12 protein-coding genes, 2 pseudogenes and 1 other annotated feature are annotated in these 12,061 nt (G+C 57.8%); of the genes and pseudogenes, 10 read left to right on the forward strand and 4 right to left on the reverse strand.

From position 1 onward, the window contains the following. Positions 1-25 precede the first annotated feature (25 nt). Together QFZ94_RS33250 and QFZ94_RS33255 are read right to left on the reverse strand one after the other, a co-directional pair. Entirely contained in the window at positions 26-760 is a 735-nt protein-coding gene (locus QFZ94_RS33250; RefSeq protein ID WP_429462179.1) for an IS6 family transposase, read from the reverse strand. 45 nt (positions 761-805) lie between these two features. Then, positions 806-921: pseudogene (locus QFZ94_RS33255) on the reverse strand (IS5/IS1182 family transposase); the annotation flags it as partial. A gap of 413 nt (positions 922-1,334) precedes the next feature. Between QFZ94_RS33255 and QFZ94_RS33260 the strand changes: the two are divergent. Beyond that, positions 1,335-2,054 (forward strand): IS6 family transposase, encoded by a 720-nt coding sequence (locus tag QFZ94_RS33260; RefSeq protein ID WP_429462203.1) that lies wholly within the window; start codon positions 1,335-1,337, stop codon positions 2,052-2,054. A gap of 144 nt (positions 2,055-2,198) precedes the next feature. Here QFZ94_RS33260 and QFZ94_RS33265 read toward each other — a convergent pair whose 3' ends face one another. Both QFZ94_RS33265 and QFZ94_RS33270 read right to left on the reverse strand, forming a co-directional pair. After that, positions 2,199-2,591, reverse strand: a complete 393-nt coding sequence (locus tag QFZ94_RS33265; RefSeq protein WP_429462205.1) for a conjugal transfer protein TrbC — start codon at positions 2,589-2,591, stop codon at positions 2,199-2,201. A gap of 19 nt (positions 2,592-2,610) precedes the next feature. After that, positions 2,611-3,387, reverse strand: a pseudogene (locus QFZ94_RS33270) (CpaF family protein); the annotation flags it as partial. A gap of 43 nt (positions 3,388-3,430) precedes the next feature. Here QFZ94_RS33270 and QFZ94_RS33275 point away from each other — a divergent pair. The 9 genes from QFZ94_RS33275 to QFZ94_RS33315 all read left to right on the forward strand — a co-directional run. Further along, entirely contained in the window at positions 3,431-4,165 is a 735-nt protein-coding gene (locus QFZ94_RS33275; RefSeq protein ID WP_429462106.1) for an IS6 family transposase, read from the forward strand. Positions 4,166-4,802: 637 nt separating this feature from the next. Beyond that, positions 4,803-5,882, forward strand: coding sequence for a ParA family protein (locus tag QFZ94_RS33280; RefSeq protein WP_184143811.1), 1,080 nt, complete (start codon positions 4,803-4,805; stop codon positions 5,880-5,882). Continuing rightward, a complete protein-coding gene (locus QFZ94_RS33285; RefSeq protein WP_429462208.1) occupies positions 5,875-6,972 on the forward strand; it encodes a ParB/RepB/Spo0J family partition protein in 1,098 nt (365 codons plus the stop codon). The genes QFZ94_RS33280 and QFZ94_RS33285 overlap by 8 nt, the downstream gene beginning before the upstream one ends. A gap of 178 nt (positions 6,973-7,150) precedes the next feature. Then, positions 7,151-7,786 carry a DUF7486 family protein gene (locus QFZ94_RS33290; RefSeq protein ID WP_429462211.1) on the forward strand — a complete coding sequence of 212 codons (636 nt, stop codon included), beginning with the start codon at positions 7,151-7,153 and terminating at the stop codon, positions 7,784-7,786. Between the two features lie 189 nt (positions 7,787-7,975). Beyond that, a complete protein-coding gene (locus QFZ94_RS33295) occupies positions 7,976-9,202 on the forward strand; it encodes a helix-turn-helix domain-containing protein (RefSeq protein ID WP_429462214.1) in 1,227 nt (408 codons plus the stop codon). A 54-nt stretch (positions 9,203-9,256) separates the two neighbouring features. Next, complete coding sequence (locus QFZ94_RS33300) at positions 9,257-9,796, forward strand: hypothetical protein (protein WP_410852421.1); 540 nt, start codon at positions 9,257-9,259, stop codon at positions 9,794-9,796. Between the two features lie 421 nt (positions 9,797-10,217). Further along, a complete protein-coding gene (locus QFZ94_RS33305) occupies positions 10,218-10,610 on the forward strand; it encodes a hypothetical protein (RefSeq protein WP_429462216.1) in 393 nt (130 codons plus the stop codon). Continuing rightward, a protein-coding gene (locus QFZ94_RS33310; RefSeq protein ID WP_429458928.1) for an IS3 family transposase occupies positions 10,561-11,798 on the forward strand; the annotation gives its coding sequence in 2 pieces (ribosomal slippage) (positions 10,561-10,864 and positions 10,864-11,798; 1,239 coding nt in all). Before QFZ94_RS33305 ends, QFZ94_RS33310 begins: the two co-directional genes overlap by 50 nt. Continuing rightward, positions 10,851-10,967, forward strand: a sequence feature (AL1L pseudoknot). Its footprint overlaps the gene before it by 117 nt. Continuing rightward, positions 11,764-12,061, forward strand: a 298-nt coding sequence (locus QFZ94_RS33315; RefSeq protein WP_429462218.1) for a hypothetical protein, incomplete at its 3' end; no start/stop codon positions are given. The genes QFZ94_RS33310 and QFZ94_RS33315, both read left to right, overlap by 35 nt.

The following is a 12,061-nucleotide window of genomic DNA, read 5'->3' on the forward strand; positions in this document are numbered from 1 at the left end:
AATAGTGGGGGGGCAACGCGCTTGCTCAGAAAACGGGCGGGACTTGGGTGATCTCTGTGAAGCGATGCCAGTCGGCGAAGCGTGTAGCAAGCTGTTTGCGATAGAGCGAGGCGCGTAGCAGGTGTCGCTTCAGCGCGAAGTGCTGCCGGATCGGACCGAAGCTCGATAGGAAAGCCTGCGTGCGCTCTGGATCGCGAAAGCCACGCATGCGTCGCTCGCGTTCGCGGGTCGGCTGATGACTGTTTTCGGCCCGGTTATTGACCCGCGCGCTGGCTTTGACAAAGACGTGCTTGACGCAAGCCAGTGCGGGAATCTCGGCTTTCGCCGCCCGATAGCTGCGCAGCTGGTCAGTAACGATCTTGCGCGGTGCCTCAGAGCACGCGGCAAGCACGCGCTCGAAAAACCGCTTCGCTGCTGCCTTGTCGCGGTGCTTCTGTAGCAGGATATCGAGTTCGGCACCGTGTTGATCGACGGCGCGCCACAACAGGTAAGGCTCACCGCGCAACGTCACAAATACTTCGTCAAGGTGCCATGTGGTGCCGGGCTTGCGACGCCACGCTTTCACACGGTGTGCGAAGCACGCGCCGAACTTATCGCACCAGCGTCGTACCGTTTCGTAGCTGACGATAACCCCGCGCTCGAACAGCAGCTCTTCGATATCGCGCAGGCTGAGCTGGAACCTGAAATGCCAACGCACCGCGCAACTGATGACCGATGCGGGAAAGCGATGACCGTGGTACAGCGATTTTGCATTTTTCATCATGCGATCTTACCCGACCATCTCGATAACGTGACAATGCCGTTAGCCGCGCGCATGAGCCGTCTCCACTGTCTCGTTGAACAAACCCACGAGTGACATCGTGCCAGCAGCCGGGCGCGGTTCTTGCGGGACGTCGAATGGTCCCACACCGCATCGTCCATTTCGCGTATTCACTGGTTGGTGCTGATAAAGCAAGATTCATCGCAGCATTTGTAAACCCCGATGCCGAACGAGCCGGTGAGCCGAAGGGCCGAAACTGTCCTTTTAAGAACACGCACATTTGTCGGGAAGCCGACGAATGGATATTCGAAGAATCTCGGTCGGAGGAGCCGCCCAACGGTACCGAAAGGACGGTCTTATACGCACTATAACGCTCCCCTTCGGCAAGGCCAAAGGCTTTTAGCAAGGTCCCATTAGAGGTGGTGCCGCTTGTTCGGACAGGGTCCCGAGATTTTTAAGTGGAACGTCCGGGGCGATCATGCTGCCGATTTGATCGCTGGCAGCGTCGCGAAGTATGCCTCATCAGGGCATTGTCACGTTATCGAGATGGTCGGGTAAGATCGCATGATGAAAAATGCAAAATCGCTGTCATCGCTTTCCCGCATCGGTCATCAGTTGCGCGGTGCGTTGGTATTTCAGGTTCCAGCTCAGCCTGCGCGATATCGAAGAGCTGCTGTTCGAGCGCGGGGTTATCGTCAGCTACGAAACGGTACGACGCTGGTGCGATAAGTTCGGCGCGTGCTTCGCACACCGTGTGAAAGCGTGGCGTCGCAAGCCCGGCACCACATGGCACCTTGACGAAGTATTTGTGACGTTGCGCGGTGAGCCTTACCTGTTGTGGCGCGCCGTCGATCAACACGGTGCCGAACTCGATATCCTGCTACAGAAGCACCGCGACAAGGCAGCAGCGAAGCGGTTTTTCGAGCGCGTGCTTGCCGCGTGCTCTGAGGTACCGCGCAAGATCGTTACTGACCAGCTGCGCAGCTATCGGGCGGCGAAAGCCGAGATTCCCGCACTAGCTTGCGTCAAGCACGTCTTTGTCAAAGCCAGCGCGCGGGTCAATAACCGGGCCGAAAGCAGTCATCAGCCGACCCGCGAACGCGAGCGACGCATGCGTGGCTTTCGCGATCCAGAGCGCACGCAGGCTTTCCTATCGAGCTTCGGTCCGATCCGGCAGCACTTCGCGCTGAAGCGACACCTGCTACGCGCCTCGCTCTATCGCAAACAGCTTGCCACACGCATCGCCGCCTGGCATCGCTTCACAGAGATCACCCAAGTCCCGCCCGTTTTCTGAGCAAGCGCGTTGCCCCCCACTATTACGTCGCGAGCAAATTAACGTGACAGTGCCGTTGGCGATCGCGAGACCACGATCTGCCCCACCCATCTGGCGCGGCAGCGAAAGCGAACGGCTCACGCGTGTGGGCTTACGCATGTGAGCTCAGGTACAGGTGTAGTTGATGTGCAGATGGTTCTTCACGATCGGGATCGCACACGCCGCGAGCCCGAGTCCGACGAAGACCGTCGAAATGATCTTGCCGATGGTGCTTTCCGAGTTGCCGATCGCGACCGCGCCGACGATGATCAGCACGATGCCGATGCCGTAAAGCCACGGGCCACTAATGTAGGACGAGATCAGACAGATGACGTCCGTCGCGGAGCCGAGGTCGGTCAGGTCGACGGCCGACGCGAACGGCGCGAATGCGGCGAGCGAAGCAGCAACGACGGTCGAACGCAGCTCACGGCGGGTGAGGAAGCGTGTCCAGATAAAGCGGCTCAACGCTTGCGTGCGCTCGCGCTCGGTAGCGAGAAATTCAGACAGATACTTCTTCATTCAATGTCACTCCGATGGGTTAGAAAACGCGGTTGAGAACGTAGTCGCCGTCCCTGAAACCCTTGATTTCGAGGATTTCGGAAACGTGACGCAGCTCGCCTGTGCGGCGAAGATGAATGACGTAGTGGAAGCAGTCGGCCACCGCCTTGCGCATATCTGCCAGTTCCCACCGGCTGCCAGGCGGCACGCCGAGCATCGCGAGACTTTCGAGTCGGCTCAGACCGCCACGCGCGTCGTTGGCGTGGATTGAGCCCATCCCACCGTCGTGGCCGGTGCTCAGCGCCTGGATGAAGTCATAGGCCTCTCCGCTTCGCACTTCGCCGACGATGATGCGGTCGGGCCGGAAGCGCAGACACAGGGCCACGAGCAGTTGCGTCGTCACGCCCTTGTCGGGGTTCGACAGAAGCCGCACGCGATTGGGCGCGGTCAGCTTCAGTTCCATCGTGTCCTCGACCGTGATGACGCGTTCGTCTTCAGGAATCTCGGCATTGAGCGCGTTGAGCAACGTGGTTTTGCCCGACGAGGTGCCGCCGGCGACGAGGACATTGCGGCGTGCCCGCACCATCGCGCTCAGCGCCTCGCGCAGAGCGTGGTCCTGGATGCCCGGCGGGAAGAGGTCGAGTTCCTTTTCCTTGCGGGCGTTCAGGAGCGAGAATGCGCCCATGTCCACGTAGTCGTGCAGCGAGAGGTGCTTGTCGCGATGCTTGCGGATCGAAAGCGCGTTGCCGTCGATCGCGGTGGGCCGCATCACCGATGCGATACGCAGGTTCTTGTGACCTGCGTTGATGATCCCCTGCGGGCATTGTCACGTTATCGAGATGGTCGGGTAAGATCGCATGATGAAAAATGCAAAATCGCTGTACCACGGTCATCGCTTTCCCGCATCGGTCATCAGTTGCGCGGTGCGTTGGCATTTCAGGTTCCAGCTCAGCCTGCGCGATATCGAAGAGCTGCTGTTCGAGCGCGGGGTTATCGTCAGCTACGAAACGGTACGACGCTGGTGCGATAAGTTCGGCGCGTGCTTCGCACACCGTGTGAAAGCGTGGCGTCGCAAGCCCGGCACCACATGGCACCTTGACGAAGTATTTGTGACGTTGCGCGGTGAGCCTTACCTGTTGTGGCGCGCCGTCGATCAACACGGTGCTGAACTCGATATCCTGCTACAGAAGCACCGCGACAAGGCAGCAGCGAAGCGGTTTTTCAGGCGCGTGCTTGCCGCGTGCTCTGAGGTACCGCGCAAGATCGTTACTGACCAGTTGCGCAGCTATCGGGCGGCGAAAGCCGAGATTCCCGCACTGGCTTGCGTCAAGCACATCTTTGTCAAAGCCAGCGCGCGGGTCAATAACCGGGCCGAAAACAGTCATCAGCCGACCCGCGAACGCGAGCGACGCATGCGTGGCTTTCGCGATCCAGAGCGCACGCAGGCTTTCCTATCGAGCTTCGGTCCGATCCGGCAGCACTTCGCGCTGAAGCGACACCTGCTACGCGCCTCGCTCTATCGCAAACAGCTTGCTACACGCTTCGCCGCCTGGCATCGCTTCACAGAGATCACCCAAGTTCCGCCCGTTTTCTGAGCAAGCGCGTTGCCCCTCACTGTTTTACGTCGCGAGCAATTTAACGTGACAGTGCCTGCGAAAGAGATGCGATTTATCACCGCTTTTCGGTGCTGCCCAAGAGGGTCACGGACGGCCGAGCCGGCTCAGGCACATACCGCGGAATGGCGCAGAAATTCGTGAGCTTTTAATGCTTTCTCATACTCTATGCGCCGCTAGACTGACGCAGTTCGGCTGCATTAGCGATTGCACGCGTTGCACAGACATGGTTCCGGTTATGTGTGCCGGTTGTGCAACAACGTTTCGCCGATTATTCAGACACTTAGGTGCACTGCAGTCAGTCAGAAGCGGGCTATTGACCCGAAAAGGTGTCTGAGCCGGCTCAGACACCATATTGCCGACTTTGCAAAGATGATGGACAAACTAGCTAGGTCGCTGGATTATTAAAGCGATTTTTGCATAAATCCGCTAGCCAAACTCCTGCCTTTCCCGGTTTCCGCCTGTTTGCTAGGGACGCCATTGAACCCAAAGCGGAGTACCGGCGGCCAAGATTTTCTCTGCGTGCAAGGATATTTTCGAAAAAACAAAGAAAAACCTTGCAGAAAAAACTACCAGGCGACACAATCGAGCCAACATTAATAATGCTTCGAGGTACGCCTTGTCGACAAAGCCCTTTAAGGTTCAGGCAGCCGCCCAGTTGCTTGCCACCACGAGCGATACAGTTCGCCGAATGGTGGATGAATCCGGCATTGAGGTCGCTCGACAAGAGGCTGGTCCGAAGACTAGATTGTTCTCAATCGAGAATATCTTCGAGCTCGCGCGGTATCGCGCAAACCGGCGCAGCAAGACGACAAAGAGAAAGCAGGTTGTAGCCACCGTCTACGCGCCGAAAGGCGGTGTCGGCAAGACGACGCTCGCGAGTAACTTCGGGACCATCTTCGCGCTCAAGGGCCTCCGCACACTCATTATCGACCTCGATTTTCAGGCAAACCTCACGCTCAGTTTCGGCTACGACTCTGAACTGACGCCAGAGGAAGCAGTCGAGGCTGGGATCAGCCAGTCTCGAATCGTCGAATATCACTTCGGCAATCTGATTCCGAACTACCCGACAGGGCGTGTGACCCTGCAAGAAGCACTTAAAAAACCGTATGGCGAATACGGCCCTCACGTCGTTCCGGCTGACCTCAATCTGGACCGCCTGGACACGATGTTGACGTACGAAACGCTAGAAGGCCGCAATGCCGACCTTATTGTTGCGAAGCTGGTAAAGGAAGGGCTCGCCAAGAAAGATCGACACTTTGACGTTTCTGAATATGACGTCATCCTGTTCGATGCGGCACCGGCGAAGAACCGTATTACTCGCGGTGCCTTGCTTGCATCTGACTATGTGATCTCGCCCGTCTCGATGGAAAAATTTTCGACGAAGGCTCTGTCGTATCTTTCCAGCGTTCTGACGGACATGCATGATCAGTTTGATAGGAGTCCTGAACTTATCATCGTTGGGAATTTTTTCGACCCTAATCGGGTGCGGGTCATGGGTCAATTGATGACCATTACCCAGACCTACCGCGATTCCTGGCTTGACCGCTCCATCCGCCGAAGCGAGGACTTTCCAAAAGCGCTGACTGGAGAGTCTGAGCTCCCGCTCGTGCTTTCGAAGCCTAGCAGCCAGGCAGCAGCCGAGCTTCGCGAAAGTGCCGACGCCCTTCTGAACCGAATGGGACTCATCGATGGGTAAGAGTACAAGCGACGCGGATTTCGTTGCCCAACTGCGAAGCCGAAACAGCGCTCGCAGCGAGCAGGGTATGGTGCTGCATACGCCTCCGACAAGGCCAAATCGCTCGTTGGACGACTTGATCGCGGACAACGACGCGAGTTCGCCGTCACCTGCGGCCGACGCGCAACCGAATCAGCATGAAGACTCCGGTTCGCAAGGCGGTGAGTTGGGACGAATTGTCCCTATCGATCTATTGGACACTCATCCTTGGAACGCGCGCGTCCACCGATCTGCTGAACGAGTGCGTGAGATCGCAAGTCAGATCGCGGCCATCCGACAGTTGCATCCGATTACAGTCACACGCAATCCTGATGCACCAGGTCGATATTTCGTTGTGGATGGTGAGACGCGCCTGCGCGGCCTCAAGCTCCTCAATAAGAAAACCGCCTGGATTCTCGAAGTCGATGTCGATCCCAATAATCCGCTCGACTTTTACGGTGCGTCGGTTAAGCAAACAGACGCAACGGAGGCTATCTCCGCGATCGACAAAGGCATCAAGTGGGCGATGCTAATTGAAGAAGGACATGCGACAGCGTCTGCAATTGCGGAAAAGCTCGAGCTCGCACCTTCGACAGTATCGCGGATGCTCGCATACAAGAAGTTTTCTCCAACCGTTCTGGACTTCATGCATTCGCATGCGGACCGGTTCCCCTACTCCGTCGCGGCTGTCTTAGCGCAGCTCGTCGACGAGGAACTGTCAGAAGAGCAAATCCTGGCGAAGTGTCAGGAGGTTGTGGATTCACAGCAGGGCCGTCGTGCTGTGGAAGCGTTGGTCAAAAGCGTCAAAACGGCTGACGGGGAACGCAAGCCTCGAAAGGCTGCGCTCATCGCGATACCCATTAAAGCGGGGACAGCACAAGTCGGCTCGTTTCGCACTTATGAAAGTGGTGCGCTCGAATTCAAGCTCACAACGACTGCCAGTCTGTCCCAAGAAAACCACAAGGCTCTCTCCGATGTCCTCGAAACCGTTTCTGAATTGATCAGCACCGGTCATGAGGATCTTCTGCGGGAGCTGGAGGCTCGGCTTTCCAGACTTCGGAGCGACGCCTGATATGGCCCCGTTTATGCGGCGTACCGCAGCCGGTCGAGCGTTCGAGGTTTCGGACGGCTCGGTCACGGCCGTGGCATCAACTGATTCGAAACTTTCCGTTAAATCAGTGCGACGTCCAGTGAAGTCTGCGCGATCTCCCTCAATGCAAGGCCTCACGAATGCGCGCGGATTTGCATCGATGCAGGTTCCAGCAAAGGCTGGCGCGATTGCACCGGTGCAAGCTCTCGCGAAGGCTGCCGCATTTGCACCGGTGCAAGCTCTGGCGAAGGCTGGCGCTTTTGCACCGGTGCAAGCTCTGGCGAAGGCTGGCGCATTTGCACCGGTGCAAGCTCTGGCGAAGGCCGGCGCATTTGCACCGGTGCAAGCTCTGGCGAAGGCCGGTGCTTTTGCACCGGTGCAAGCTCTCGCGAAGGCCGGTGCTTTTGCACCGGTGCAAGCTCTCGCGAAGGCTGCCGCATTTGCACCGGTGCAAGCTCTGGCGAAGGCTGGCGCTTTTGCACCGGTGCAAGCTCTGGCGAAGGTCGGTGCTTTTGCACCGGTGCAAGCTCTGGCGAAGGCCGGTGCTTTTGCACCGGTGCAAGCTCTCGCGAAGGCTGCCGCATTTGCACCGGTGCAAGCTCTGGCGAAGGCTGTCGCATTTGCACCGGTGCAAGCTATGGCAGAGGCCGGTGCTTTTGCACCGGTGCAAACACCACCTGGTACTGCGGATTACCGACCTCCCCACCGCAGGGGAAGAAGCAAAAGAAAAGGGCCCGACTTAACGGGCCCTTTTCTTTTGTTACGTCGAATTGACTGGAGAAGTTCCATGACCTGAAAACGGCTCTTGAAAAAACAAAAGCCAAGAATTGGCGTTCTTGGCTTTTGCAATGTTGCGGCACTTGGATTCTGACCAAAAGAGGGTTGGCGCCCTCTCCCCACCTCAACGTAAGCAATTGAGAGTGTAGGAAGAGTCCCTGTAGCTGTCAACGCATTCCACAAAAACTTCACGAAAAGGATGCGTGAAATGGACTCGCTATGTCTGTCATCCAATGACAGTCTCGCGGCTGGTGATGCTCGCCCGTGCTCGACTAAGTTTGACCGCAACAACACAACTTTAAGTGGACACCTCTGCAACGAGGCGTCTCCAACCCATATTGCCGAAACCGAAGCGACGCGAAGTGGACCGTTTGGTAACGATCCAAATGCATTGCCTGGCAAAATTGCCAATGCACTGGTCTTGGTGTACGAAGGTTTGAAAGAGATCAACCTCTCTGAAAATCATCGTCGAGTATTGGCTTGCTTGATCAGGTTCGGCGTCAACTTGAACGATCCGAATCGAAGCATTTTCATTAAGAAATCATCGATTGCTTCAAAGATCGGAGTCAACGAGGCGACCGTCTATCGCGGGCTTGCTGCATTGGAGGCCGCCGGGATCATCGAGCGAGATGATCAGGGACGGAAGGGAAGGGCGGTAAAAGCGATAGCCACCATCCGGCTGACCGCGGGTGCGCTAGCTCGCTTCGGGTTTTTCGCTGCACCGCGTCAATCAGCCACCGAATCGCCTGGCACTGACCAGCGAGCTCCCGATCTTGCACCGGTGCAAGACGTAAACAATGCCCCTAAGCAGTCTTCTTTGAAGAAACAGCCCACCATGGGACCGTTTTGCAAAATTGCCGGGAAGACAGTCCCCTCGGATCTTGCATGGCTCCATCTTAAGAACGGCCTGAGCTTGAGTGGCATGTTCAAACTGATGGCCCAGGCGAAGAAGGCCGGAACCAAGCTGTCAAACGTAGTCGGCCATTGCGCACACAGCCTCGCTGCCCTCTCAGGAAGAGAGCTGTTTGCGTACCTGTCGTCACTTATCGCCCAGCCCATCGATTTCGACCGGACTGCGCGTGTCAGGGAGGAGCAGGCACGCATACGAGATCAGAAGCGTCTGGAATCTGAGCAATTCGAGGCTCAACTCCGGCAGCTCGCTGCCGTTAGAGGGCGTACGTTTTCCGATCCGCGCGGCGGGCGCTGGCAGGTCGAGGAAGGGGCATTCGTTGTTCGTGCACGGGACCGGGCCGGTAGCGTGCCGTTCACGTTGGCTCGCGAGGCTGTTGCGGCTATCACCGACGGGACGTGGTCCGCTTGCACCGGTGAAAGTCTCGCTATGCGCTTCGCGGGAGATGGCGAGACCGTGCCGCGCGCGACCAACTCTGCCTGGACAGCTATGCGAGATCGGCTCAGACGGCAGGTTCGTGCTTGACATTGGTGCACGCACGCTACGGTTGTAGTCGGTAGTGCTAGCTCGGAAAAAGACATGGACAACACAGAGTTTTCCCCCGGGGTGATTTCGAATCGGCGCACGGCAATTGCGGTGCACAGGCGGCTGTGCGATGCGAACGCGCCCATGCTCAAATTGGGCCGCTTCTATTGCGCGGTACTGGATCGCGGGATATGGGGTAGCCAAAAGGCGATGGCCAAAGAGCTTGGTGTATCGACCGTTAAGGTCTGTCGAACGGTCGCAGCTGCCCGCCTACCCAATGAAGTTCTGGCGCTATTCAGTACCCGGACCCTCACTTTCAGGAATGCATCGACTCTTGATGTGCTCGTCGAACAGTTTGGTGAGGCGGAGGTCATCAAGCGCGCGAGCGCGATACCTGTTGGAACGCCAGTCGCGGACATTCTCGCCATACTCTCGACGGGCCAGAAGGCCCCGCGGCGAGCTGTCCGGGTCAGCATTGTTGCCGGAAATGCTAAATACATCAGGATCGACGTACCAAACATTGCGCTAGTTGCTCCGCGTCTGAAGGAACTGGAGGACGTTATAAACGCCGTGCTTGGAAGCAATGTCCGGTGAGTGAACACAAGAGCCGGGAACTACGGAACTGACAGAAAAGTGTCACTTATCTGATGGTTTAACGGGAGCCGACCGGAATGGAACGCAACTGACAGATTACTGGCACTTTTCTGTCAGTTGGGGGGCGACTGTATAACCAACAAGCTGGTGATTAGCTTGACAGGGAGGTCGACCGCTAGCGACCCTCGTGGCCTTATATACTGAATTTGCCCGCCTGCGCATAGTGAGCGCTTTCGCGCCAGGTAGCAGTCAAAGGGGAGGGCCGCTACTGCGGCTGCTTTTGCGACTTTCAGTCCGCAACCCTCGAGTTCGTTTTTGATGGTGAAGCTGCGCGCGCCTATGCTAAAGACCAGTGCGCCATTTCTGCCGAGATAGGGTGGTTGCGCCGCCGCCGTTGCCGGACGAGGAAGAGGAGGGAGCCGTGACCGCTAACGTTAATGTCCACCATACCCCTGGCGTCGAGTTGGTTGGTTTTTTCACTACGACCGTGTTCTTGACCCCGCAGCTGCCGGAACTTGCAATCATCACGCTTCCTTCATCCGCCAGCGCTACCGCACCTTCTGATAGCGACCAAGCCCTTGAAGCCCGTGCGCTGCTTGACGAATGGGATTTTAATTTCTTGGTGCCACCCCGGACTGTGGCGGCACATGAGGTCGAGCGCGACGTGCTTTACTGTCTTCTTGGCGCTGGTCGGTCTGATCGCGACGGAAACTATGAACCGCCCCGGGTTTTCCGGAGACTCCACTTCTTGAGAAAATGGAGCTATGGAAAACACGAAGAAGAAATCCCCAAGATACTCGCCGGAAGTGCGTGAGCGGGCTGTGCGAATGGTGCTGGAACATCAAGGCGACCGGGAATCGCAATGGAAAGTGATCGCGTCGATTGCGGCGAAGTTTGGCTGCTCGGGCGAGACGCTGCGTAGCTGGGTGCGCAAGGAGGAGCGGGATCGGGGTTTGCGCCCGGGCACGAGTACGCAGGAGCAGGATCGGCTCAAGGAACTGGAGCGGGAAGTACGTGAGCTTCGGCAGGTCAATGAAATCCTGCGCAAGGCGTCAGCGTATTTCGCACAGGCGGAGCTCGACCGCCGACCGAAGTGATGATCACGTTCATCGATGATCACCGGCACGTCTACGGGGTCGAGCCGATCTGCAGGGTGCTGCCAATCGCACCGTCGACGTACTACACCCATGTGGCTCGCCGCGCCAATCCTGACCTGGTGCCGCCGCGGGCCCAGCGTGACAGGATGCTCAAGGATGAGATCCGGCGCGCGTGGGAAGAAAACTTCCAGGTCTATGGCGCAGACAAGGTCTGGACGCAATTGAAGCGCGAAGGCATTGTCGTGGCGCGCTGCACGGTCGAGCGGCTGATGAAGCAGATGGGCCTGCGCGGCGTGGTGCGGGGCAAGACGGTACGTACGACAGTGAGCGATGGTTCGACGCCGTGCCCGAAGGATCTGGTGAAGCGGCAATTCACGGCCGAACGGCCCAATGCGCTGTGGGTTTCAGATTTTACCTATGTATCGAGCTGGCAGGGCTTCGTCTATGTCGCGTTCATCATCGACGTGTTCGCCCGACGCATTGTCGGCTGGCGCGTGTCGAGCTCGGCGCGCACGGACTTCGTTCTGGACGCACTGGAGCAGGCCTTGTACGAACGACAGCCGGCGCAGCAGGACGGGCTGATCCATCACAGCGACCGCGGCGTGCAATACGTATCGATCCGCTATACGGATCGGCTGGTCGAGGCGGGCATCGAGCCGTCGGTGGGCAGCGTGGGCGACTCCTACGATAACGCACTGGCTGAAACGATCAACGGCTTGTACAAGGCAGAGGTCATCCATCGCCTCGGACCGTGGCGCAATCTGCAGGCCGTTGAAATGGCGACGCTCGAATGGGTGGACTGGTTCAACAATCGTCGGCTCTTCGGCCCCATCGGCAACATTCCACCCGCGCAGGCCGAAGCCGCTTATTATGCAAATCTCGCTGGGTCTGCCGCCGTGGCATGACTCAAGCAAAATAGTCTCCGGGAAACCCGGGGCGGTTCACTACCTGCGGCACTTTGCCGGCGACCAAGACGATTTGAATAGCGTCCTGGCCAATGAGCCGTTTCCGGTGATGCATTCGCCCATATCCGGCACTACGATCGCCCAGTTGTTTGCGACTGCTGGAAGCGGTGCGGCCTTTTTCGCTTTGTTCCCGCATCCGGACCTCGGACAGATAGCAACCTACTTCCTCGTCGTGGGCGGCACGAAAATCGTGTTTGGTGCAG

Source organism: Paraburkholderia sp. JPY465 (assembly GCF_050436725.1).
Taxonomy (GTDB): domain Bacteria; phylum Pseudomonadota; class Gammaproteobacteria; order Burkholderiales; family Burkholderiaceae; genus Paraburkholderia; species Paraburkholderia youngii.

Coding starts and splice junctions, on each gene's coding strand:
- QFZ94_RS33290 (WP_429462211.1), top strand. CDS start 7,151: ATGCAGGTTCCAGCAAAGGCTGGCGCGATTGCACCGGTGCAAGCTCTC.
- QFZ94_RS33250 (WP_429462179.1), bottom strand. CDS start 760: ATGAAAAATGCAAAATCGCTGTACCACGGTCATCGCTTTCCCGCATCG.
- QFZ94_RS33295 (WP_429462214.1), top strand. CDS start 7,976: ATGGACTCGCTATGTCTGTCATCCAATGACAGTCTCGCGGCTGGTGAT.
- QFZ94_RS33300 (WP_410852421.1), top strand. CDS start 9,257: ATGGACAACACAGAGTTTTCCCCCGGGGTGATTTCGAATCGGCGCACG.
- QFZ94_RS33265 (WP_429462205.1), bottom strand. CDS start 2,591: ATGAAGAAGTATCTGTCTGAATTTCTCGCTACCGAGCGCGAGCGCACG.
- QFZ94_RS33285 (WP_429462208.1), top strand. CDS start 5,875: ATGGGTAAGAGTACAAGCGACGCGGATTTCGTTGCCCAACTGCGAAGC.
- QFZ94_RS33260 (WP_429462203.1), top strand. CDS start 1,335: ATGCAAAATCGCTGTCATCGCTTTCCCGCATCGGTCATCAGTTGCGCG.
- QFZ94_RS33275 (WP_429462106.1), top strand. CDS start 3,431: ATGAAAAATGCAAAATCGCTGTACCACGGTCATCGCTTTCCCGCATCG.